We start from the raw sequence: 21,877 nt of genomic DNA on the forward strand, positions 1-21,877 counted from the left end.
TGGCAATCGGTCATCCGTTCGGCGCCACCGGCGCCCGCTACGTCCTGACCTTGGCCACCGAACTGCGGGAACGCAATGCGCGCTACGGCGCGATCGGAGTCTGCATCGGATCCGGTCAAGGCGTCGCGATCGTCCTCGAAAACCCTTCCGCCGCCTGAGAAGTCGCTCGGCGCATGTGCCAAGCGCGGTCAGCGGTATGAGCGTTACCGTGCAGTCTGTCTCTCGCCTCCGCCGGGGGTGTCAGGCGGGAGCGTCGCTCGTTCCTACGATCACCGCCCGCCCGATCGTGTGCGGAATCATCAAGATGTTGAGCATCGCGAGACTGGCGCCGTCCGGCATTTCCAAACGATCCACCGAGAGTGCTGTCGCGCAGACGAACAGGCGATGGGTGCCGGTGCCGGGCGGCGGCCGGACCCCTGAGTATGCCGCTTGTCCCAGATCATTCGTCAGCGCGAGGGCCCCGGCAGGCAGATCGGTCCCGCCACCGGCCCCGCCCTTGATGCTCCCCGCGGCGGCGGGCACGTCCTTGACCACCCAATGCCAGAGTCCGCCGGGGATCGGCGCATCGGCATCGAACGCGGTGATGACCAGACTTCGGGTTCCGTCGGGCAAGCCCGACCAGGCCAGCGCAGGAGATCGGTTGGCGCCGGCGTCGGTGTTGTAGCAGGCCGTCGGGAGCGCGCCTCCGTTATCGAAATCATCACTGCGCAAGTCGAATTCGACGGCGGGGAAGGCCAATGCGTAGGGGTTGTAGCTCATTGTCGGGTTCTCCTGAGAGTATCGATATATACAGCATTGCTGTATATCCGAAAATACAGCGAAGCTGTATAGTTTGTCCAATGAAGGATGCCCACTACTCCGTGGCCGACGCCGAGCAACTGCGCGTCGTCGTCGGAAGGTTCGTGCGCGGCGTCAGAAGCGTCGACACGATGCCGGCGGGTCAAGCCACAGTGCTCGGTCATCTGCGCAGAGATGGACCACTGGCGATCGTGGCCCTGGCGGACCGGGAACGCGTCCGCCACCAAACGATGGCTCGGACGGTGAGGCTGCTGGCAGACCAGGGATTGGTGGACGTCGCGGCCGATACCAGCGACAAGAGGCGCGTCGTCGTGGCACTGTCGGCCGAGGGCAGCGCTCGGCTCGACGACGAGCGAACGAGTCGAGCGGCGTGGATCGCGCGGGCCGCGCAGGAGCTGACCGATCAGGAGCGGACAGTCCTCAAGCGCCTTCCCGCAGTTCTCGAGAAACTCATCGTCGGCGACGGGTGACCCGAACAGCGGATGTGGGAGGCGCTGCATGAGCTCGAGACGCAGACGCGTGCCGCTGTATTCGATGTGCTCGGCGACCCCGGCCGATGCCGGGACATTGTCGGGTTCCGACATGCCGAATCGCGTGTCGATTTTGCGAGATATCGCGGATACGCGGGGGGCGCGGAGGGCGTTGCCGGGAAGCTGCGGCGATGACCAGGGTGTATGCGATCATGCCTCTGACGACCGCATACAATGGCCCGCATGCGCATGTTCCTCGATATCCTCCTGATCATCACCAGCGTGCTGCTGGTGCTGCTGGTGCTGCTGCACCGCGCCAAGGGCGGGGGTCTGTCGAGCCTGTTCGGTGGCGGTGTGCAGTCCAGCCTGTCGGGATCCACCGTCGTCGAGAAGAACCTCGATCGAATCACCATCTTCCTCGGAGTGATCTGGCTGATCTCGATTCTGGGCATCGGCCTAGAAATCAAGTTCTCCTCCTAGTCGATAGCCGACTGGTCCACCCGGGCGCCGCGCTGCGACGCCCGGGTGACTTGTGCTGGGCGCTTGCTCTCAGCGGGCAGGTGCGTATCGCCGATTGTTTGCAACGGGTTGTCCAATCGGGACCTCGTCATCACCGTCCAGTGGGCATCATGGACAGATGGACTTGGTGAATACGGTGGCGCCGAGCCTCGCGGGGGTGCTGCACCGGGACTTCTTCTGGATGGTGTGGAACAGCGTTCTCGCCTGGATTCCAGTTGCGCTCGCGCTGTTGGTATTCCGTTCCGACCCGCAATTGGGGCGGCGCTTACCGGTTTCCCCGGTGCGGTGGGCGGGCGTAGCGCTGCTGATGCTGTTCCTGCCGAACGCGCCCTATGTGGTCACCGATCTGGTGCATCTGCGCGATGACGTGCGTGCCATCGGCGAAGGTCCGGTGGTCTCCACGGTGTTGCCGGTGTACGGCATATTCATCATCTCGGGATTCCTCGCCTACTACCTGGTGCTGGCGGAGCTGCGCGGTTTCCTGGAGCGCATCGGCCTGGAGGCATGGCGGGCGCCGGTCATCTTCACGGTCCATTTGCTGTGCGCCGTAGGCGTTTTCCTGGGCCGCTGGGTACGCCTCAACAGCTGGGAGCCGGTGGTCGAGCCGCGCGGCACCTTCGAACGTATGGTGCTGGCCCTCACCTGGGAGTGGGCCCCGATTCTGATCGCCGCGGTCTTCGTGGCAACCGCCCTGGGCCACTTCGTGACTCGCGCCGTGGCCGAGGCCGGGGTGGCGAGCGCCCGTCGCGGCGCCCGGCTGGTGCGAAGCTTGCGCCTCGCACCGCCGAGCCCCGATCAGGTGTGATCAGGCGAGGCCGAGGCGCTCCGCCGCGATAATGCGAATCGCCTTCTTGTCCGGCTTGCCGAGGCCGGTGAGCGGCAGCTTGTCGATGAGCAGCACATGCTTGGGAACCTGGACGGAACCCTTGCGCTGCTTGACCGCCGCCTGGATCTCGGCGGTCACGATCTCGACGGCAGCCGGATCGCCGGCGGTCTCCGGGTCGAGGACCAGGAGTGCGGTGACGGCCTCGCCCCAATGCGCGTCGGGGACGCCGACCACCGCGACTTCGAGCACCCGGGGATGCTCGGAGACAACGTCTTCCACCTCACGCGGGAAGACATTGAAGCCGCCGGTGACCACCATGTCCTTGCTGCGGCCGACGATGAACAGGAAGCCGTCCTCGTCTTCGCGGGCCAAGTCGCCGGTGCGCAGCCAGCCGTTGTGGAACGTTTCGGCGGTGACCTCGGGCAGATTCAGGTACCCGGCCGCGAGCAGCGGTCCGGAAACACAGATTTCGCCGACCTCACCGGGCGCGACCGGAGTGTCCTCACCGTCGAGCAGCGCCACCCGGACCGCGGTGGAGGGCCGCCCGCACGAGGTGAGCCGCTCCTTGTCGTGCTCCTCCTTGCCCAGATAGCTGATGGCCATGGGCGCTTCGGACTGCCCGAAGTACTGCGCGAAGATCGGCCCGAAGCGATCGATGGCCTCCTGCAGGCGATTCGGGTCGATGGCGGACGCGCCGTAGTAGACGGTCTCCAGCGACGACAGATCGCGGGTCGCCGAATCCGGGTGGTCCAGCAGCGCGTAGAGCATGGACGGCACCAGCATGGTGGCGCTGATCTTGTGCTCTTCGATGGCCTTCAGCACTTCACCGGCATCGAAGCGTGGCACCACCACACACTGCCCGCCGAGCAGCACGACCGGCAGGAAGAACGCCGCGCCCGCATGCGAAAGCGGTGTGCAGATAAGGAATTTCGGCCGCTTGGGCCATTCCCACTCCGACAGCTGGATCTGCGTCATGGCAGTCATGGTGCGCGCGGTGCCGACCACACCCTTGGGCTTGCCGGTGGTTCCGCCGGTGTAGCTGATCGAGATGATGTCCTCGGGCAGCAGTTCCACCGCCTGTACCGGCTGCGGCTCGTACTTGTCGGCGGTGGCGAGCAGATCGACGCCCACATCGGCCAGCGCTTCGGGTACGGGCCCGAGCACCAGCACGCGAGTGAGGCTCTCCACCCGATCCACCAGTTCGCGAGCACGCTGCACGAACGCCGGAACCGGATCCAGGATGAGCGTCGTAATGCCCGCGTCGGCAAGCACATACGCGTGATCGTCGACGCCGCCGATCGGGTGCAGCGCGGTGCGCCGCTGCCCCGAGATCTGGCCCGCGCCGATGGTGAACAGCACCTCCGGCCGGTTGAGCGCGAGGATGCCGACCGGGCTGCCCTGCACGAGGCCGAACTCGGCGAACGCCGAGATATAGCGGCTCATCGCATCGAGCACCTCGCCGCCGGTGAGCACATTGCCACCGAGGGTCAGCACCGGCCGATTCTTGTGCCGGCGCAGTCCGGACACCAGCAGATGGCCATTGTGCAGTGGCAGCCGCAGATGGGTGTCGGGATCGATTGTGGTCATAGCCTTCTCCACTTCGAGCGGTTCTTTGTCAGCGGTTATAGCGTGTGTGCGCCGTACAGGGTGACGACGACCGCGCCGCCCAGGCCCAGATTGTGGGCGAGCGCGGTGCGCGCGTCCGGCACCTGGCGTTCGCCCGCGAGTCCGCGCAGCTGCCAGGACAATTCGGTGGCCTGCGCCAGGCCGGTGGCGCCGAGCGGATGGCCCTTGGAGATGAGCCCGCCGGACGGGTTCACCACCCAGGAGCCGCCGTAGGTGGTGGCGCCGGATTCGATCAGCGCACCGGATTCGCCCTCACCGCACAGGCCCAGGGCCTCGTAGGTGATGAGCTCGTTGATGGTGAAGCAGTCGTGCAGTTCGATCACATCGACGTCCGTGACCCCGATTCCGGCGGTGGCGAACACCTTTCCGGCCGCGGCGCGGGTCATGGGCGCGCCAACGACATCGATCATGGAGCCGGTCGAGAAGGCATTACCATCATCGGTGGCCAGCTCCTGCGCCAGGATCTCGATGGCCTGATCCTCCAGGCCGTGCGCCCGCACGTACTCCTCGCTGACCACGACCGCGGCGGCCGCGCCGTCGGACATGGGCGAGCACTGCGAGCGGGTCAGCGGACCGTGCACCGGCTTGTCGCCGAGCACCTGCTCCAGCGTGTACGCATCCTGGAATTGCGCCAACGGGTTCCGGGTCGAGTGCTCATGGTTCTTCACCGCGACCGCAGCCAGCTGCTCGGGCGTGGTGCCGTAGCGCTTCATATGCTCGATGGCGGCATTGCCGAAGAACTGCGTGGTGATGGGCGCCTGGCTGAAGTCGTAATGCTCACGCATGACGGCCAGGTGGTGATCCACGGTGGTGGCCTTGGGTCGGGTGGCCGGGCCCGCCATGGATTCCTTGGTCATCTGCTCGAAGCCGACGGCCAGGGCGATGTCCACAATCCCGCTGCCGACCCATTCGCGGGCCAGCATGAGCGCCGTGGAACCGGTGGCGCAGTTGTTGTTCACATTGACGATCGGGATACCGGTCAGGCCCACGTCGTACAGCGCGCGCTGCCCGGCGGCGGACGGCTGGAAGACGTAGCCGACAGCGGCGCGCTGCACCTGGTCGTAGGTGACTCCGGCATCGCCGAGTGCGCCGTTGACGGCCTCTGCGACCATCTGCGGGTAGGTCCACTCGCGGGAACCGATCTTGACGAACGGGGTCATATTGACTCCGACGACGAAAACGCGACGCATTCTTCCTGTACTCCTGTTCTGCGGAAACAACTGTGGTGGATGGTCAGTCGGCGCGCGGGACGCGGCCGTCGATATCGGTGAACCCGTACTCCCCGGCGAGGTCGGCGACCTTCCAGGCTTTCCCGCTGCGCGCCTTGCGCTTCGGGTCGGCGGCCAGTGCCGCGACGGCCCGGCCCGGGAAGCGGGGGGATTCGGCGGTATCGAGATCGAAGGTGCCTTCACCGGGCAGCGTGACCAGGCGCCGGCCCTGCGCATCAGCCGGAACCATCTGCAGCAGTTCGGTATTCACGATGCCGGGCCACAGCGACACGGCTGTCGCATCGGTGTCGGCGAGATCGTGCGCCATATCGGCGGTGAGCCGATCCAGCGCAGTCTTGCCCACGCCATAGACGGCATTGTGCATGTACCGAGTCGCACCGGGGGAGGACACATTGACGATGAGCCCACCGGATTCGATGATCAGCGGCGCGGCGAAAACGCTTGCCACATAATGCGATCGAACGCCGATATCGAAAGTCTCGTCCCACGCCTTGGGCGGCACCTCCCAGAACTTGCGGCCGAGCCAGCGGGCGGCGGCGGGGGAGTTGTAGACATTATTCACCAGCACATCGAGGCGGCCGTGTTCCTCGCGCACCTGCGCGAAGAGTTTTTCGACCGCACTGTCGTCCTTGTGGTCGCAGACCACCGCGACTCCGGTCCCGCCGAGCTCATCGATCTCGGCGGCGGTGCCGGCCACCGTGCCCGGCAGGTGTCCGGCCGTGGTGGTGCGTCCGGTGACATAGACGGTCGCGCCCGCCGCGCCCAGCTCCAGGGCAATGCCCTTGCCGATACCGCGGCTGGCTCCGGTCACCACGGCGACCGTTCCGGCGAGAATCTTGGGTATTTCGCTCACGACCTCTGGACACTACCTTTAAATAGGAACGTGTTCTAGAAATTGGAGGCAGCAGTGGAGCTGACGCATCGGACGGTGGATACCGGAGACATCCGTATGCACGTGGCTGAGCAGGGTGAGGGGTATCCGGTCATCTTCTGCCACGGGTTCCCGCACACCTGGTTCATGTGGCACAACCAGCTGGAAGCGGTCGCGGCGGCCGGGTACCGCGCGCTGGCCCCGGACCTGCGCGGCTACGGGCGCACCGACGCGCCCGCCGGGCTGGAGTCGTACACGAACGAGGCCGTGATCGGCGATCTGCTGGCGCTGCTCGACGATATCGGCGAGCAGCAGGCCGTCTTCGTGGGCTTGGACTTCGGCGCGCAACTGGTGTGGGAGCTGTCGCTGCGGCATCCGGAGCGGGTGGCGGGGGTGGCGGTCCTGAACAATCCGTTCAGCCCGCGTCCGCCGCGTCCGCCGTCGGCATTCTGGACCAAGGCGGCGGATCGGCATTTCCTGCATCTGGCGTACTTCCAGGCTCCCGGTGTGGCCGATGCCGAGCTGGCCGCCGACCCGCGCGGGTTCCTGGCCCGGGTGTACTACTCGCTCAGCGGTGATTACCACTACCTCGACACCTGGAAGAACCCGCCGGGGCTCGGCTACCTCGACGTGCTTCCCGAGGCTCCGCCCATGCCGTGGTCGTGGCTCTCCGAAGCCGAATTCGACACGCTGGTAGCGGATTTCGAGCGCACCGGGTTCACCGGTGGCCTGAACTGGTACCGCAGCCTGGACCGCAACTGGGAACTCACCGAGGCGTACGCCGACGCCAAGGTCACCGTCCCGACCTTCTTCCTCTATGGCGAGAACGACCCTGACATGGAGGGTTTCAGCGGCCGCGACCCCTTGGCCACCCTGCGCGCCAATGTGGTCGACCTCCGCGAGGTGGTCGAGATCCCCAAGGCCGGTCACCTGGTCCAGCTGGAACGCGCGGATGCGGTCAACGTTTTCCTGATCAATGCCCTGCAGAGTTTGGACGTGACCGTCTCGACTTCGGCCTGATCCGCACTGCCTGAAGATCCTCTGAAGGAGTGGCCCGGCGCCTTTTCGCAGGGCCACCCTTCGGCTGTGATGATGGGCATGAAACTACAAGCGAGAGTGAGCCGTACCGGGATTCGCGTGGCTTTGGCTATGACGATCGCGGCAGTTCCGATGGTCATGGCGGCCGGTGCCGCATCCGCCGAAGCACCTGCCGGTGACACGACGACCTCCGTGCCGAACCTGCAGTTCGTCCATGACGGGTACTGGCACTGGGTGCACTGCGACCGTGACCACGAGTACTGGCGTCCGGGTTGCCATCCGGAGTGGGGTCCGTGGACCGAGCAGCTGCCCGAGACCGGCAGCTTCTAGAACCGTATCGAGATCCGGCCCGACAGGCCGGATCTCGGCTTTCGGTAGCGGATTACGCGGGCCGGGTGGCGCGGTAGAAGGTGACGCGTCCGACGTGGCGGTACACCTGGGAATCCACTTCCTCACAGTCGAAGCCGGCAGCCCGCAGGAGGTGGGGGATACCGTCGCCGAGGTTGCCGCTCGCGTGCGGATTCTTCATCATGCGGCGCGAGGCGTATCCGTCTGTGGCGGAGAGGTTTCCGCCGACATCGGCCAGATGCAGTCGCCCGCCGGGACGGAGTACGCGGAACACCTCGGCGGCCAGGGTGGGCTTCACCTCGGGGTTGAGGTGGTGCAGCATGAATGAGGAGAATACGTAGTCGAAGCCGGCGTCGGGGAACGGCAGATCTTGCGCGTACGCGCGTTCGAATCGAATGCCTTTGCGGCCGTGGATCTTGCGCTCGGCGCGAGCCAGGGCGAGCGGATCCGGATCGGTGCCGACAATATCCGCGCACGGTTGCGCATCTTTGGCCGCAACGGTGAGTGTGCCGGTGCCGCACCCGATCTCGAGAATCCGGGTATCGGGTGCGAGGTCGGCCTGCCGAATGAGTGAGCGGTGCACCTTGCGGGCTCCGAGCAGGCGGGTCAACACGTCGTAGAACGGCAGCATGGCGTCACGACCGGCTGCGGGGAGGTAGTCGTGACGGTTGCCCATGGCCTGGTGGAGGGGAGTATCTTTCGTCATGTATTCCATGATGTGCACCGAACTGGCTGAGCAATTGGTGGATCATCGGCAGAACTAGGATTATCTTTGGTTCATGCCCGAACGTCCGCACGCCATCCGGTACGAAGCGGGCGTGCCGGTGTACCGCTACTCCTCCGATCCTGCTGTACCGCCGATCTCGGTCATGCGATTTGCCCACGACGGGCGACCGGGGTACGGCACGCCGCACATCCACGACTTTCCGGTGCTGCTCTACGTCGACCGCGGCACGCCGGGCGAGCAGGAGCATCCGGGGCTCGCGCGGACCGGCGACGTCTTCGTGGTCGCGCCGGGTGCGGTGGTGGACGGTCGGGCAGTCACCATGGACAGCGCGGTCGGGGTGCTCTTCGATCCGGCGGCGCTCGGCGATGACACCCGTGCGCCCTGGCCCGCCTGGCGAGCGCACCCGCTGCTGTTCCCCTTCCTGCACGGCACCCCGAGCGGGTTGCTGCGGCTGTACGTGCCCGCGGAGCGGCAACCGTTGTGGGAGAACACCATCGCCGCCATCGAGGACGAATTGAGCACGGGCCGAGCGGGATACCGCCAGGCCGCCGCGGCCCATCTGACATTGCTCCTGGTGGATATCGCCCGGCTGGCGGTCGATGTGGTGGGAGACCTCCAGCGCAGCAATGAATCCGTGCTCGCCGAAGTCTTCGCCGTCATCGAAGCGCGCTTCACCGACCAACTCTCACTGCGCGACGTCGCGAGCGCGATCGGCATGACTCCCGCCTACCTCACCACCCTGGTCCGCCGCCGCACCGGCCGCACCGTCCAGGACTGGATCCTCGCCCGCCGCATGTCCGAGGCCCGACGCCTACTCACCGACACCGACCTCCCGATCAACGACATTGCCCGCCGCGTAGGCATTCTCGACCCCGGCTACTTCGCCCGCAGGTTCCGCCGCGAACACGAGATGACCCCCCGCGTCTGGCGCACCCGCAGCGACGTGGCTTGACGGACGGCCTGCAACGGCGACGGTCCCGGTAGTGGCAACCATCGGGACCATCGGCCGGGGATCGTGATGTCAGGAGACCGGGCGCAGGGATTGGGGGGTGAGGTCTTTCAGGGTGGGGTAGCCGTCGACTGCCATGATCAGGTCGGCTTCGGCCAGTAGTGAGCGCAGGACGTGGACGATGCCGTCGGTGCCGCCGAGGTTGAGGCCGTAGGCGTAGGGGCGGCCGATGCCTACGGCGGTGGCGCCGAGGGCCAGGGCCTTGATGATGTCGGCGCCGCTGCGAATGCCGGAGTCGAACAGGACGGGCAGTCCTTCGGCCGCGGCGACGACATCCGGGAGCATATCGAGCGCCGGGATGCCGCCATTGGCTTGGCGGCCACCGTGATTGGAGCAGTAGATGCCGTCCACGCCACCGTCGCGGGCGCGGCGGACGTCGTCGGGATGGCAGATGCCCTTGACGATCAGCGGCAGCTTGGTCAGCGAGCGCAACCACGGGAGGTCTTCCCAGGTCAGGGGATTGCCGAAGACCTGGATCCATTTCAGGATCGCCGATTGCGGATCCTGTTCCGGTGACTGCGCCAGGCTCGCGCGGAAGACCGGATCGGTGAAGTAGTTGGCCAGGCAGTGCCCGCGCAGCTGCGGGAAATTGCCGGTGGACAGATCGCGCGGTCGCCAACCGGTCACCCAGGTGTCGAGGGTGACGACAATGCCCTTGTATCCGGCGCGCTCGGCGCGTTCGACCAGGCTGGCGGCGAGATCGCGGTCGGTCGGGGTGTAGAGCTGGAAAAAGCCTGGCGTATCACCGAATTCGGCCGCCACATCCTCCAGCGGGTCGACCATGAGGGTCGATGCCACCATGGGAATGCCGGTGCGCGCCGCGGCGCGCGCGGTCGCGAGATCGCCGTGGCCGTCCTGGGCGCACAGGCCGATCACGCCGATCGGAGCCATGAAAACCGGTGCGGGCAGGGTCATTCCGAACAGATCGATCGACAGCTCGCGCTGGGCCGCGCCGACGAACATGCGGGGGATCAGTCCCCAGTGGTCGAAGGCCGTGACATTGGCGCGCTGGGTGCGCTCATCGCCGGCGCCGCCGGCCACATACGACCACACCGACGGCGGCATGGCCGCGCGCGCCCGCTCCTCCAGATCGGTGAAGCTCACCGGGAGCGCGGGCACTACGCCGCGTAGTCCGTTGAAGTAGATCTCGTTCTGAAAGTCACCGAATGCCATGACGTCATCTCCAGTTTCCGAACGTGCCGGGGTACCTGATTATTGTGCGAGACTGAGCGTTGGAACCGAACGAAACGCAGTATTCAGTCACGGAGACCGGTACACGTGCAGGATGATGTCAGAGCGCTGAGTGAAGAGGACCTCGCGCTGATCCACGCCCTGCAATTGCGGCCCCGCGCTTCGTGGACCGAGCTGGGGCAGGTGCTTGGCATCGATCCGGTGACCGTCGCCCGCCGCTGGCAGCGCCTGGACGATCGCGGTGAAGCGTGGGTGTGCGTCTCGCCGGGGCCTGCGCTGTTCGATTTGGTCTGCGCCGCGTACGTCGATATCGACTGCGCTGCCGGGGCGACCGCGACGGTGGTGGCTGCGCTCGCCGGGCATCCGCACATGCTCACCCTCGAACGATCGGGTGGCAGCAATCGCATTCTCGCCACCGTGGCGACCCGCGACTTCGATCAGATGGCCCGGTACACCCTGGATGTGCTCCCGGCCGTCCCGAATGTTGTCGCCGTGCGGACTCGGATCGTCACGCACTGGTTCGCCGAGGGTGGCAGCTGGCGCATCGACGCGCTGGCTCCGGAGCAGCGCGACCAGTTGCGAACACCCGCTGCTCCCGCCTCCGACGTGCGCGGACGGCGGCAGGTGACCGAGCTGGACCGGGCGATGATCGATCAGCTGTACGGCGACGGCCGGGCCTCGCATCGGGCGATCGCCACCGCATTGGGGACCAGCAGCTCCACCGTCAAACGGCGGATCGACGAGCTGACCCGGCTCGGCCTGCTCAGCTTTCGCTGCGATTTCGCGCGCCCGCTCGGCGGCTGGCCGGTCGCGGTGACCTTCTGTGCGACGGCGCCCACCGCCGCGCTATCCACGATCGGGTACGCGCTCATCCGGCTGCCGCAGACCCGCAATTGCGCCGTGGTGAGCGGTACGCACAATCTTGTGGTGCAGGCCGGGCTGCATTCGGTCGCGGAGGTGACGCGGTTCGAAAACCAGCTCGCCACCATGCATCCCGAGCTCGCCATTACCGAGCGCAGCATCACGCTGCGGCACGAAAAGCTGCTCGGCCGTATCCTCGATCAGCACGGTCGATCCAAAGCTGTTGTCCCGCCCGATATCTGGCGGGATATTTCGTCCGCCGCTCAGTAGTTGGCGTTGAGATATTCAGCGGCGTGTGTTGTCCACAGCACGTCGGTGCCGGGCATGGTGTGGCCCGAGTATCGGACGTGCTCGCCATCGGGCCACGGCGTGAGGTATCCGAGCAGGCCGCGCACGGCCGCAGAATAGCGGTCCAGGTTCGAGACCGGGTCCAGCAGTAGGAAATCCAGCAGCTCGTGGAAAAGCAGCGGGGTCAGATTGCCGATCCGAGCGCCCTCGACCAGTGAGAAGGGTGAGATTCCGGCATCGATGAGACGCAGAGGCGAATCGGCGGGGGAGGCGGTGATGATGTCATTGGGGTTGGCGTACTCGAACACGTCGATATCGGTCGGCCACGCCTTGCGCCGCCGGTGCAGGCCGTATGTGCCTGCGGGGCAGAGATTTCCCACCGATTGCCCGGACCGTCGCATCGGATTGGCGATATTCACCACGAAAGCGATCTCCAGCGGTGAGCCGTCGACATTGGTGAATCGTCCCGCCCGCACACCTTCGAGGATGGTGCTCGCGACGATCCCGCCGAGCGAATAACTCAGCAGCCCACAGATATTCGGCGAATCCTGTAGCGCCTGTACGCCCGCCGCGACCCCCAGTCGTACCGAGGTGTCCAGCGAGGGTCCCCAGGTATTCGGATCCGGCCCGATCGATGCGGGCCAGTCCGGTTCGAACCAGCTGAACTTCGCCGGGTCCAGCAGTTTGGTGACATCGTGCAGCATGCCGGCCGGGGTGCCATCGGAATTGCGCTGCTCCCCGGTGCCGCGCAAGGTAATGATGTCGATCATGATCAACTCCATCTGCGCGCCGAAATTTTCGGCGTCTACCAGCAACGTTAGGCGCGGCAGCGGCGGGAAACGCGAGTAGTGAACTACCTGATCATGCGGTGCGCGGTGCGGTTTTCACCCTGCGGACCAGCCACCGTCGACCGGCAGGATCGCGCCATTGATGAACGCTGCGGCATCGGAGGCCAGGAACACCGCGACGTCCGCCATCTGCTCCGGCTGGGCGATGTTCTGGGCGAGGGACAGGATCGGCCGTAGGCGGGTGATGCCCTCGGCATCCCAGTTCGGGGTGGGCCCGGCGATGCCGGTGAGCGTGGGGCCGGGAAGGATTGCATTGCAACGGATCCCGTCATTGGCGTGAGCCCATGCGACATTGCGGGTGATGCCGACAACTCCGTGTTTTGATGCGGTGTAGGCGATACCCGCGGCGCCGCCGCGAACGCCCGCCTCGGAGGCGGTATTGACGATCGCGCCCGCGGCCTGCTTCAGCATGTGCGGAAGTACCGCACGCGTGACCAGGAAGGTGCCGGTCAGGTTGATCCGCAGGACCCGATCCCATACCTCTATCGAGGTATCCGCAGGCAGGGCCATGGTGTCCATGATTCCGGCGTTATTGCACAGCACATCGATCCGTCCGAACGTCTCGACGGCTGTGTCGACCAGCCGTGCCACCGACGCCTCATCGGAGATATCGACCGCGACCGGGAGAGCGGCCGAGCCGATATCGGCCGCAGTCTTCTCCGCGCCCGTGATGTCGATATCGGCGGCGACCCCCTTGGCTCCCGCCGCTGCGAAGGCCACCGCCATCGCGCGTCCGATACCCGATCCGGCACCGGTGATCACCGCGACCTTGCCATCGAAGTTATTGCTGCTCAAAGAAACTCCTCTCAGCGAGTGAACCGGAGGCGCATTGCCTCGAACGTCCCGGCACACAACCGGACAGAATTGTCCGGTTGCTAAGCTAGTGTGCGTGCCCCCGCAACGTCGCGTCAATAGAGGCCCGAGCGCCGCCGCCGGCAACCGCGCGGCACTCATCACCGCCGCCCGCCAGGTCTTCGCCGAAACCGGTTTCCACGCCCCCTTCAGCCTGATCGCCCGCACCGCGGGTGTAGGCCAAGGCAGCCTCTACCGCCACTTCCCTGACCGTCAGAGCCTCGCCCTGGCCGTCTTCGAAAACAACATCGAATCCCTGGAATCCTTCGCCGCCGCCCCCGAAGTAACCCTCGACGCCATCCTCACCGAGGTAATCGCCCAACTCCCCAGCGCCATAACCATCGTCGCCGCCCTCGACCACACCGCCACAGACCCCCACCTATCCGCCCTGGCCGACCGCCTCCGCCACCTCCTGGCCACCAAACTCGAACCCGCCCGCCCCACCTGGCGCCCCGACCTGACCCCCGACGACCTCATGCTCGCCCTCGCAATGCTCGCCTCCCTCCTCTCCAACACCGAACCCGCAGCCCGCCCAGCCCGCACCACCGCCGCCTGGACCCTCCTCCGCCAAGGCCTGCAATGACATTGGCTCAATTGGGTGATGAAGGTGCTGAACTGTCCAGCCACCTCGGTTGCAATGGAGCTGAGACCGGTGGCAACGGCACTGCGGGCGCATTGGTGTTTGACGATGGATCTGGTTGGGCGAGCGGGACCAGCAATGCGGCGACGATCAGTGCGAGGGCAGCGAGGGCGCCGGTAATGATGCGAGCTATTGCGTACCAGTGCAAACGCCAGCGGCATTCCGGCACTTGAGTTTCGGCGGCCATGCCCCTCCTGGAAACAAGTCTCCTGGGCAGATCGCCGCGCGAACAGTTGCCATTACCGTGCACTCGACCACCTACGCGTCGACCAGTCGTATGAAGCCTCATCGACCAGGAACTGGTGGCGGGTTCTTCTCGGCGTTTGCCGCCCTCAGTTCCTGGTGGTGGTCGTTTCACTTGGGCGAGGGCGGGATTCGGGTTGGTGGGTGGGATCGGAGTGATAAGTCACCTGAGGCAATTCCCACTGTTGCTGTCCGGGGGACCGAAAGTGGCTGACAATACTGGCGTGGATGCTCTCACGGTGCGTAAGTGCGGGGATGGGCCCGAAGTGGTGCTGGTCCATGGTGGGGCCGGGCCGAGGACTACGTGGGCTGGGATGGAATCGCTGGGTGCGCGGTGGAAGCTGCTGCTCGTGTATCGGCGCGGGTTCGAGCCGAGTCCGCCGGCGCTGGGTGGGCGGCAGGACTTTCTGGTCGATGCGGACGATCTCGGTGCGGTTTTCCGGGCGTGCCGACCTCATGTGGTCGCCCATTCCTACGGGGTGCTCGGAACACTGCTGGCCGCGGCTGAACGGCCGGAGAGTGTGCGCTCGCTGACGCTGATCGAACCACCTCTTTTCTTCCTTGTTCCAGGGGACCCGGACGTGGCTCGACTGGAAGAATTGGGGGACGCGGTCCTCATCAATGGTCTTGATGCCGACCCCGATTCGCTGCGCGAATTCCTCGCTCTCGCTGGATCACCCGGGGTCGATGCCGAACGCTTTCCGGAAGCGGTTGTGGCCGCTGTGCACCGCGCGCAGGGTGGGCGGCTGCCTGGGCAAGCGCGGCCTGATCTCGCGGCATTGCGTGCGGCCGGAGTGCCCGCCCTGGTCGCTTCCGGCGGACATTCCCTTGCGCTGGAACGGATATGCGACGCGCTCGCCGAGGAGCTCGGAGCTCAACGGCTCACCGCGCCGGGAGCCGGCCATTTCGTCCCGGCTGCACCGGGCTTCACCGACGAGCTGGAGAAGTTCCTCTCCCATTGCGAGGGCGAATCCCTGTGACGATGGCGGTCGCCCGGGAGTCTCGCGGCACTCCCTGACCTCGAATGCGGATGCTTTATTGTCTGTGGCGCAACGGAATACGGAGGGCAAATGGGATCGACCGCGCCAGTGACCAATGTGATCGACGTCAGTGGGCAGGCGGCCGTCGCAGGTGATCGCGACACCATCGGGGGCTGGCCCGTCTTGGACGCGGATCAGCCCTGGCCGGTGTGCGACTGCGGCGAGCGCATGGCTTTGTACTTCCAGGTCGAGATTCCTGCCGGGGTGCCGCACTTCGGTGGTGACCAGCTGCTGGTCTTCCAATGCCCGGTCGAAAGCGACGCCTGCTATCCGTCCGAGACCCAGCTGCCTCCGGAATTCTGGGACCACCCGGCCGAGAACGACCATGCGTTCTGGCGAATCCTGCTGCAGCGCAATGGTGTCGCCGCCGCGACCGCAGACCCGTACCTACGGCCGCACCGATTGACAGTCCATGAATTCGAGGATGTGGACCACCGCAACGACAGCCTGCCGCTGCAGGATTTCAAAGTGGGCGGCGCCGCATTCTGGGTGCAGGCCGCTGAACACTTCCGCTGCGCGTGCGGCACCGATCTGGTCTTCCTCTGCCAGATCCCGGAAAGCTTCGAGTTCTCCGCCTACCTGCACGATCTGTCCGTCGATTATCCAGCTCTCGATGACGGACTACTGCTGGGCAATATCGTCTACGTCCTGGCGTGCCCGGCGCACTGCCACCCGGCAGCCGCCTACCCGGTCTGTCAGAACTGATCCCGGGGGTTCGGCAGATAAGGCGAATCGGTCGGACGCCTGCGCCTCGACTCGGTCGTGACCGATTCGGTGACCGATACGGTAGCGCGCGGATCGGGGTACAGTGGCGCGGTTCGATTACAGACGAGGAAACGCGCTCTCATGGGATTTCGGCATCGCCGCCAGCTTTCACACTCCGAAATCCCCGCGTTACTCGCACTATCCGGTGTTCTGACGCTGGGTGCCGTGTTGCTGCCGGCGGCTCCGGCGATGGCCGGTCCTACCCAACCGTGGGCTGCTCCGCCGCTGAACTCCTGTGGCGAAACAGGTTTCGATCCCCTTGCCCGCCAACCGAACCCTGATCCGTCGCAGCAGCAACCGGGTGCGACGATCAAGGTTCCGATCCCGATACCGCAGATCGTGACGGTCCAGGTGCCCGGACCCAAACCCGATAACACCCGGATCGACCCGGCCGCGTTGCCGGCGGATCCGTGTGGCAACCCGTGCCCGGATATTCGGGACGATCCCGCCCCGGCCACCGCGCCTGCCGGCACGGGCAGTGGGAGTGGTTTGTCGTTGCCGCATATCGAGATCGCCCCGGAGCCGGAACCGATTCCGATTCCGGTGCCCGGCGGTGAGGCCCCCGAACCGCAGGCCCCGCCGACCTCGGATGTGCAACCTTCGGAGCCGGCGCCCGCGGTGGCGCCGGTGCCGGCGCGGCAGGTGGATGCGGTGCAGCTGGTCGATCAGGTGACCGGGCACGGGTCGGTCAATCGTACCGATATGCGGTGGTCGGTCGATGGCACCGATCTGGGATTGATGTGGGAGAACAAGCCCGGTCAGGTCGCGGTCGTGTTCGGTGACACCTTCGGCAAGGGCTGGCAGGCCGGCGGGGCGGGTACCGATCAGCAGGACTGGCGCAGCAACACGATCGCCTACAGCAGTAACCATGATCTGTCCCAGGGTCTGGTGCTGGATGATTTCGTGCAGAACTCCCGCTGTCATGCCGCGGAGATCCTGGACAGCCGCAAGATCAAGAACTTCGAGCACACCACGATCCCGACGTCGGGGTTCGCGATCGGTGACCGGCAGTATCTGACGTACATGTCGATCAACCATTGGTCCCGTATTCCGGGGATGTGGTGGACCAATGACGGTGGTATCGCCTATTCCGACGACAACGGCCGCACCTGGACCAAATCGCAATGGGCGCGCTGGGACAACCTGTTCGGGTTGGGGCGTTTCCAGGTCGCGACGATGGTGCCCCGTGGGGATTACGCGTACATGTTCGGCACCCCGAATGGGCGCCTGGGTGTGATCGGCCTGGCCCGTGTGCCTGCTGATCAGGTGCTCAACAAATCGGCGTACCAGTACTGGATCGACGGGACCTGGGTGGCCGCGGACGGGGCGAACGAATTGCTGGCCACGCCTATCGTTTCCGGTACCGCGAGTGAGTTGTCGGTGCGTTTCGATCAGGATTCGCAGCAGTGGCAGATGGTGTATCTGGACGTGACGCGTGGGCAGATCGTGATGCGCACCGCCGCGCAACCGCAGGGTGCGTGGACCGATCCGGTGCCGTTGCTCAGTACCGAGGACTATCCGACCGCGTACGGCGGGTTCATGCACCCGTGGTCCACGGGCAAGGACCTGTACTTCACCGTGTCGGCGTGGAACAGCTACAACGTGTACCTCATGCACGCAACCCTGAAGTGACGCCGCAGGTAATCCGTGACGGGACGTGTTGACGGCCCCTGACCGGGTATCGACAAGTCGTGACCTTCGACCTGACACCCACGGCAGCACAGCACGACCTGGCCAAGCGTGCGCACGAGTTCGCCCGGGACTGCATCAGGCCGGTGGCGTCCCACTACGACCAGGCCCAGGAGTTCCCCTGGCCGGTCCTCGAAGAGGCAGCGAAACGCGGCTTCTACAGCCCGCTGTTCTACCGCGACCTCATCGGCGACCCGACCGGATTGTCGCTGCCGATGTTTATGGAGGAGCTGTTCTGGGGCTGCGCCGGCATCGGATTGGCGATTGTCATGCCCGCACTGGCCTTGTCGGCGATCGGCCAGGCCGCCACTCCCGAGCAGATGCTGCGGTGGGCGCCCGAATGTTTCGGCACACCAGGGGATTTGAAGCTCGCGGCGCTCGCGATATCGGAACCTGAGGGCGGCAGCGACGTGCGCAATCTGCGCACGCGGGCCGTCCGCGACGGTGACGACTGGATCATCGACGGTCACAAGATGTGGATCGGCAATGGCGGCATTGCCAATGTGCACGTCGTGAACGCGGTGGTGGATGAGCAATTGGGCCACCGCGGCCAGGCCCTCTTCGTAGTACCCGGCGGCACACCCGGTCTGGAATTGGTACGAAAGCTCGACAAGCTGGGATGCCGCGCCTCGCATACCGCGGAGTTGAAATTCGACAGCGTGCGCGTGCCGATGGACAACCTGCTCGGCGGAGTCGAGAAGCTCGAGCATTCGCTGGCCAAGCGCCGCGAGGCGGCCCGCACCGGCGGCCGATCCGCTTCGGTGACGCTGGGAACCTTCGAGCAGACTCGCCCGATGGTCGCCGCCCAGGCGCTCGGAATCGCAAGAGCCGCTCTGGAATACATGACCTTCTACGCGACCCGCCGCGAGGCCTTCGGTGCGCCGATCATCGACAATCAAGGCATCGCCTTCCCGATCGCGGACCTCGCCACCCAGATCGACGCCGCGCGACTATTGACTTGGCGGGCGTCCTGGATGGCCGCCAAGGGTGTGCCCTTCGAACGCGGCGAAGGTTCGATGGCGAAGCTGGCGGCCAGCGAAATCGCGGTGAAAGCCACCGAACGCGCGATACAGACACTGGGCGGATGGGGCTACATCACCGACCACCCGGTGGAGAAATGGTACCGAGATGCCAAGCTGTACACCATCTTCGAAGGCACCAGCGAAATCCAGCGCATAGTCATCTCCCACGCCCTGGGCGCTGCCGAAGGCAGACCACCCCTCCACGTCGACCTCGAACCGTCCGGAGGCCCGCTGAACAAAATGTTCGGCCGCGGCACCGAGATACGAACCAAAGCCGCAGCCGCAGCGCTGAACATGCGGGATCGGGTTCCGGGCCCGATCATGAAGGCCGCCCTGAAGATCCTCCGCCCGCCTCGATAGCCGCACGTTCAGGCGGTAGATCATCACCACACCCGGCATTGGACCGGACCTCCGATCTCTAACATTTCTCGGGCGACCGAGGGCTACTGATCGGCTGTGCGAGAAGACATTTCAGGTGCTGACGGAGCAGCCGGCTATTGGTGTTGCTGCGCGGTTGATGGTTCGGGAGGCATTGGCCGGGCGGCGAAAGGTCGGGTGAAACGGCGGGTTCGAGCGGTGCGGGGGACGTAGGGTCGGAGAGTCATGTGGGTTCGAACTCCGAAAGGCATTGCCTGTGCTCGTGGAACGACTTGCCGCTGGGTTTCGCTCGGTTGATACGACTGCGCTGTGTGATGCTGATAAGTCGTTGCGGGTGATGGACAGTGCGATTCGGCCGCGGTCGGCGGGGATCAGAATTCTGGGCCCGGCGTTCACCGTCCGGTGCTATGGGGATTTCTTCGCGGTATTGCGGGCCATCGAGTCGGCCGCGCCGGGGGATATTGTCATCGTTGATGGCGGAAGCAGTGAAATCGCCTTGGCCGGAGAGCTTTTCGCGCGCGGGGCGCTGGTGCGCGAGCTGGGCGGGATCATTGTCGACGGCGGGTACCGCGATATCGGCTATGTCCGCGATTGCGAGCTGCCGATCTACAGCCGTTTCATCACACCTATGGCCGGATCCACCACCGAGCTCGGTGAACTGCAGGTCCGCGTGACCTGCGGTGGTGTGCCGGTGAATCCGGGTGATCTGATCTTCGCCGACGATGAAGGCATTGTTGTACTCGACCCGGCGCGAGCGGAAGAACTGCTGGCTGCCGCCACCGCCATCAAACAAGCCGAGGCCCGCGTCATCGCGAAGCTGGATGCGGGAGCCACGCTCAGCGACTGCCTCGGCATCTCCGCACACGCCCAGGCACTGCAGCGGGGCGAGCACTCGGCCCTGGAATTCCTCGCCTGACCCGAATACTCGCCGCGCCGCCTCCATGGCAGCCGGGCCAACGTCGGATACCCTGCGACCGGTTCGAAGATCTGTCCACGATTGGTCCGGATACACCGAAAGACGGGGCACGATGAGCGGATTCGACCTCTCACGAGGCATGGCAGCGCGCGGCATGGCCGGGATCGCGGTCGCAGCGGCTTGTATTGCAGTACCGATGGCGGCAGCGCCGCAAGCGGCCGCGGCGGGGACGCCGACCCTGACGGTCAGCATGACCGGCTCACCGATCGGCCCGGCCAAGCTCGCCTCCGTCGGCTGCGGGCAGACCGCGGTGGCGACGGTGAAGATGGCCGACGGCACCCCGGTATCGCACGGCTCGGTGGAGTTCACCAGCCACCTGCCCGGCATCTCCGGCAATGTGGTGGGAACGGTACCGGTCACCAACGGCACCGCCAGCATTCCGTGGGTTCCCGGCGTCGCGGGGCAGCACATCATCAGCGCGATCTACTTCGACGATGCATCCGACCTGCATCCCGCCTCCGGGCAGACGATGATCACCGCCATGAACCTGAACGGCGTGTGCGTCTGATCCGGAGTTGCTGGGCCGGAGCGTGATTCAGCTGCTGTGAATCGCGATGACCGGCCGCTTCGACGGCTGGAGGGTGGCGAGCAGGGTGCGGACGACGTCCTCGGAGACGGCGACGCACCCTGCCGTCGCTGCCCCGGTATCGCCGTGCACGAAGAATGCCGAGCCCTGGGCCGGAACCGCGGGGAAGCGGTTGTAGTCGATGACGAGCGCATGGTTGTACTGCGGGTCGGTCCGGCCGAGATTCTCGCTGATAGCGGTGTCGAATGGGCAGGCATCCTCGGCGCACCGATACTTCCGGTTGTAGAGGGGGCTTTCGGAGTCGGATACCCACCACCAGGTATTCGACGGGTCGACGGTGAGGTAGGGGAGTAGCGCGGCCGGATCGGGGAGGCGGCCGAAGCCCTCGGTCAAGGCGAAGGTGCCTTCCGGTGTGTAGTCCCGGCCCTCGCCTGCCGCACTCGAAATCCCTTCCGCGCCAACCCGGGCCGGTACCGCGAAGGTGCGCTTCCAGTCCCGCAGCCGGTTCCGCTGCCACAGCTCCAGCGTCCCGCGATCGGCGCCGGCCGGTGCCGTGACCCAGACAACCTGCATCCCGGGAACGGTATTCGGGTCGAACGGCGGCCGGTCGACGGTCAGCCGGGGCAGCACCGCGACGGCGAGCACCGCGACGGCCACGGTGACCGTCCACCGCAGCGCTCGGAGACCCTTGTCCGCCAATCCCATTCAGGCTCCCCACTGTCTGCGCCGATGGCCTCGTAGCGAGCCGGAGTGATTTTCTGCCTGTCGGCTATGTCCGTGTTTGCACTGGTCACACGGTACGCGGACTGGTCGGATGACTACTGTTGTACCAGCTCGGCGTGGTGCCGAGGACTCGCCGGAATGGGTGTTCAGATAGCGCAGAGTGTCGTAATCTTTCGCCCGACACACCCGTTCGGAGTAGCTCGACAACTCCGGCACGCTCTTCTTGCCTCCCACCCCGGACCCCGGTGGATCAGCTCGAATCCGACCGCAGCTTTCCGGCAAAGGGACTAGGTCTATATGAGCACGCTCGAGGTATTCCAACAGCGTTCGCATGAGCAATTGCGGCACTGGACAATCCGATGACACCCTACCGA

At 65.7% G+C, this 21,877-nt stretch carries 24 protein-coding genes; 15 read left to right on the plus strand and 9 right to left on the minus strand.

All coding sequences use genetic code 11. The features are described from left to right. The first annotated feature begins 5 nt into the window (after positions 1–5). The gene (locus JWN03_RS38345; RefSeq protein WP_297626158.1) at positions 6–158 is read left to right on the plus strand and encodes a hypothetical protein; all 153 of its coding nucleotides are present in this window, start codon (positions 6–8) and stop codon (positions 156–158) included. 82 nt (positions 159–240) lie between these two features. On the opposite strand, the gene JWN03_RS38350 is transcribed toward JWN03_RS38345, so the two are convergent. Beyond that, the gene (locus JWN03_RS38350) at positions 241–759 is read right to left on the minus strand and encodes a YbhB/YbcL family Raf kinase inhibitor-like protein (protein WP_297626017.1); all 519 of its coding nucleotides are present in this window, start codon (positions 757–759) and stop codon (positions 241–243) included. 80 nt (positions 760–839) lie between these two features. Between JWN03_RS38350 and JWN03_RS38355 the strand changes: the two genes are divergently transcribed. The 3 genes from JWN03_RS38355 (at position 840) to JWN03_RS38365 (ending at position 2,592) form a co-directional block, all read left to right on the plus strand. Then, positions 840–1,268 carry a MarR family winged helix-turn-helix transcriptional regulator gene (locus tag JWN03_RS38355; RefSeq protein WP_297626020.1) on the plus strand — a complete coding sequence of 143 codons (429 nt, stop codon included), beginning with the start codon at positions 840–842 and terminating at the stop codon, positions 1,266–1,268. A gap of 243 nt (positions 1,269–1,511) precedes the next feature. After that, the gene (gene secG / locus JWN03_RS38360; RefSeq protein ID WP_297626023.1) at positions 1,512–1,748 is read left to right on the plus strand and encodes a preprotein translocase subunit SecG; all 237 of its coding nucleotides are present in this window, start codon (positions 1,512–1,514) and stop codon (positions 1,746–1,748) included. Positions 1,749–1,905: 157 nt separating this feature from the next. Beyond that, positions 1,906–2,592 carry a DUF1361 domain-containing protein gene (locus JWN03_RS38365; protein ID WP_297626026.1) on the plus strand — a complete coding sequence of 229 codons (687 nt, stop codon included), beginning with the start codon at positions 1,906–1,908 and terminating at the stop codon, positions 2,590–2,592. Here the strand turns inward: JWN03_RS38365 and fadD8 are convergent, their stop codons facing one another. The 3 genes from fadD8 to JWN03_RS38380 are packed head-to-tail and all read right to left on the minus strand — an operon-like array spanning position 2,593 to position 6,321. Beyond that, the gene (gene fadD8, locus JWN03_RS38370; RefSeq protein WP_297626029.1) at positions 2,593–4,200 is read right to left on the minus strand and encodes a fatty-acid--CoA ligase FadD8; all 1,608 of its coding nucleotides are present in this window, start codon (positions 4,198–4,200) and stop codon (positions 2,593–2,595) included. It abuts the gene before it with no gap. A gap of 35 nt (positions 4,201–4,235) precedes the next feature. Further along, positions 4,236–5,429 carry a thiolase C-terminal domain-containing protein gene (locus tag JWN03_RS38375; protein ID WP_297626032.1) on the minus strand — a complete coding sequence of 398 codons (1,194 nt, stop codon included), beginning with the start codon at positions 5,427–5,429 and terminating at the stop codon, positions 4,236–4,238. 43 nt (positions 5,430–5,472) lie between these two features. After that, on the minus strand, positions 5,473–6,321 hold the full coding sequence (locus tag JWN03_RS38380) for an SDR family NAD(P)-dependent oxidoreductase (RefSeq protein WP_297626035.1): 849 nt from the start codon (positions 6,319–6,321) through the stop codon (positions 5,473–5,475). Between the two features lie 54 nt (positions 6,322–6,375). Here JWN03_RS38380 and JWN03_RS38385 point away from each other — a divergent pair, with 54 nt between their 5' ends. Both JWN03_RS38385 and JWN03_RS38390 read left to right on the plus strand, forming a co-directional pair. Then, positions 6,376–7,359: an alpha/beta fold hydrolase gene (locus JWN03_RS38385; protein ID WP_297626038.1), complete on the plus strand. Its 984-nt coding sequence runs from the start codon at positions 6,376–6,378 to the stop codon at positions 7,357–7,359. A 129-nt stretch (positions 7,360–7,488) separates the two neighbouring features. Next, positions 7,489–7,707: a hypothetical protein gene (locus JWN03_RS38390; RefSeq protein WP_297626039.1), complete on the plus strand. Its 219-nt coding sequence runs from the start codon at positions 7,489–7,491 to the stop codon at positions 7,705–7,707. 52 nt (positions 7,708–7,759) lie between these two features. On the opposite strand, the gene JWN03_RS38395 is transcribed toward JWN03_RS38390, so the two are convergent. After that, the gene (locus JWN03_RS38395) at positions 7,760–8,431 is read right to left on the minus strand and encodes a class I SAM-dependent methyltransferase (RefSeq protein WP_297626042.1); all 672 of its coding nucleotides are present in this window, start codon (positions 8,429–8,431) and stop codon (positions 7,760–7,762) included. Positions 8,432–8,504: 73 nt separating this feature from the next. On the opposite strand from JWN03_RS38395, the gene JWN03_RS38400 reads away from it, so the two are divergent. Beyond that, complete coding sequence (locus JWN03_RS38400) at positions 8,505–9,404, plus strand: helix-turn-helix transcriptional regulator (protein ID WP_297626044.1); 900 nt, start codon at positions 8,505–8,507, stop codon at positions 9,402–9,404. A 69-nt stretch (positions 9,405–9,473) separates the two neighbouring features. On the opposite strand, the gene JWN03_RS38405 is transcribed toward JWN03_RS38400, so the two are convergent. Next, on the minus strand, positions 9,474–10,634 hold the full coding sequence (locus tag JWN03_RS38405) for an alpha-hydroxy-acid oxidizing protein (protein WP_297626047.1): 1,161 nt from the start codon (positions 10,632–10,634) through the stop codon (positions 9,474–9,476). 105 nt (positions 10,635–10,739) lie between these two features. Between JWN03_RS38405 and JWN03_RS38410 the strand changes: the two genes are divergently transcribed. After that, entirely contained in the window at positions 10,740–11,783 is a 1,044-nt protein-coding gene (locus JWN03_RS38410; protein WP_297626049.1) for an Lrp/AsnC family transcriptional regulator, read from the plus strand. Here JWN03_RS38410 and JWN03_RS38415 read toward each other — a convergent pair. Further along, on the minus strand, positions 11,777–12,571 hold the full coding sequence (locus JWN03_RS38415) for a hypothetical protein (RefSeq protein ID WP_297626052.1): 795 nt from the start codon (positions 12,569–12,571) through the stop codon (positions 11,777–11,779). The two genes, JWN03_RS38410 and JWN03_RS38415, sit on opposite strands and share 7 nt — an antisense overlap. Before the next feature lie 114 nt (positions 12,572–12,685). Continuing rightward, entirely contained in the window at positions 12,686–13,444 is a 759-nt protein-coding gene (locus tag JWN03_RS38420; protein WP_297626055.1) for an SDR family NAD(P)-dependent oxidoreductase, read from the minus strand. 94 nt (positions 13,445–13,538) lie between these two features. Between JWN03_RS38420 and JWN03_RS38425 the strand changes: the two genes are divergently transcribed. The 7 genes from JWN03_RS38425 (at position 13,539) to JWN03_RS38455 (ending at position 20,762) form a co-directional block, all read left to right on the plus strand. Continuing rightward, positions 13,539–14,084 carry a TetR/AcrR family transcriptional regulator gene (locus JWN03_RS38425; protein WP_297626058.1) on the plus strand — a complete coding sequence of 182 codons (546 nt, stop codon included), beginning with the start codon at positions 13,539–13,541 and terminating at the stop codon, positions 14,082–14,084. 524 nt (positions 14,085–14,608) lie between these two features. Continuing rightward, on the plus strand, positions 14,609–15,364 hold the full coding sequence (locus JWN03_RS38430) for an alpha/beta fold hydrolase (RefSeq protein WP_297626061.1): 756 nt from the start codon (positions 14,609–14,611) through the stop codon (positions 15,362–15,364). Between the two features lie 90 nt (positions 15,365–15,454). Beyond that, entirely contained in the window at positions 15,455–16,129 is a 675-nt protein-coding gene (locus JWN03_RS38435; protein ID WP_297626063.1) for a hypothetical protein, read from the plus strand. Between the two features lie 141 nt (positions 16,130–16,270). Further along, positions 16,271–17,821: a DUF4185 domain-containing protein gene (locus JWN03_RS38440; RefSeq protein WP_441343139.1), complete on the plus strand. Its 1,551-nt coding sequence runs from the start codon at positions 16,271–16,273 to the stop codon at positions 17,819–17,821. Between the two features lie 59 nt (positions 17,822–17,880). Next, a complete protein-coding gene (locus JWN03_RS38445; protein WP_297626066.1) occupies positions 17,881–19,260 on the plus strand; it encodes an acyl-CoA dehydrogenase family protein in 1,380 nt (459 codons plus the stop codon). A 280-nt stretch (positions 19,261–19,540) separates the two neighbouring features. After that, positions 19,541–20,194, plus strand: a complete 654-nt coding sequence (locus JWN03_RS38450) for an RraA family protein (protein ID WP_297626069.1) — start codon at positions 19,541–19,543, stop codon at positions 20,192–20,194. A 112-nt stretch (positions 20,195–20,306) separates the two neighbouring features. After that, a complete protein-coding gene (locus JWN03_RS38455) occupies positions 20,307–20,762 on the plus strand; it encodes a hypothetical protein (RefSeq protein ID WP_297626072.1) in 456 nt (151 codons plus the stop codon). 27 nt (positions 20,763–20,789) lie between these two features. Here the strand turns inward: JWN03_RS38455 and JWN03_RS38460 are convergent, their stop codons facing one another. Then, positions 20,790–21,485, minus strand: coding sequence for a L,D-transpeptidase family protein (locus JWN03_RS38460; protein WP_297626074.1), 696 nt, complete (start codon positions 21,483–21,485; stop codon positions 20,790–20,792). Positions 21,486–21,877: the final 392 nt, after the last annotated feature.

Source organism: Nocardia sp. (assembly GCF_025465275.1).
Lineage (GTDB): Bacteria > Actinomycetota > Actinomycetes > Mycobacteriales > Mycobacteriaceae > Nocardia.

Excerpts from the sequence above, each read along its gene's own strand:
- JWN03_RS38350 (WP_297626017.1), bottom strand. The coding sequence starts at position 759 with ATGAGCTACAACCCCTACGCATTGGCCTTCCCCGCCGTCGAATTCGAC.
- JWN03_RS38355 (WP_297626020.1), top strand. The coding sequence starts at position 840 with ATGAAGGATGCCCACTACTCCGTGGCCGACGCCGAGCAACTGCGCGTC.
- secG (WP_297626023.1), top strand. The coding sequence starts at position 1,512 with ATGCGCATGTTCCTCGATATCCTCCTGATCATCACCAGCGTGCTGCTG.
- JWN03_RS38365 (WP_297626026.1), top strand. The coding sequence starts at position 1,906 with ATGGACTTGGTGAATACGGTGGCGCCGAGCCTCGCGGGGGTGCTGCAC.
- fadD8 (WP_297626029.1), bottom strand. The coding sequence starts at position 4,200 with ATGACCACAATCGATCCCGACACCCATCTGCGGCTGCCACTGCACAAT.
- JWN03_RS38375 (WP_297626032.1), bottom strand. The coding sequence starts at position 5,429 with ATGCGTCGCGTTTTCGTCGTCGGAGTCAATATGACCCCGTTCGTCAAG.
- JWN03_RS38390 (WP_297626039.1), top strand. The coding sequence starts at position 7,489 with ATGACGATCGCGGCAGTTCCGATGGTCATGGCGGCCGGTGCCGCATCC.
- JWN03_RS38395 (WP_297626042.1), bottom strand. The coding sequence starts at position 8,431 with ATGACGAAAGATACTCCCCTCCACCAGGCCATGGGCAACCGTCACGAC.
- JWN03_RS38400 (WP_297626044.1), top strand. The coding sequence starts at position 8,505 with ATGCCCGAACGTCCGCACGCCATCCGGTACGAAGCGGGCGTGCCGGTG.
- JWN03_RS38405 (WP_297626047.1), bottom strand. The coding sequence starts at position 10,634 with ATGGCATTCGGTGACTTTCAGAACGAGATCTACTTCAACGGACTACGC.
- JWN03_RS38415 (WP_297626052.1), bottom strand. The coding sequence starts at position 12,571 with ATGATCGACATCATTACCTTGCGCGGCACCGGGGAGCAGCGCAATTCC.
- JWN03_RS38435 (WP_297626063.1), top strand. The coding sequence starts at position 15,455 with ATGGGATCGACCGCGCCAGTGACCAATGTGATCGACGTCAGTGGGCAG.
- JWN03_RS38440 (WP_441343139.1), top strand. The coding sequence starts at position 16,271 with ATGGGATTTCGGCATCGCCGCCAGCTTTCACACTCCGAAATCCCCGCG.
- JWN03_RS38455 (WP_297626072.1), top strand. The coding sequence starts at position 20,307 with ATGAGCGGATTCGACCTCTCACGAGGCATGGCAGCGCGCGGCATGGCC.
- JWN03_RS38460 (WP_297626074.1), bottom strand. The coding sequence starts at position 21,485 with ATGGGATTGGCGGACAAGGGTCTCCGAGCGCTGCGGTGGACGGTCACC.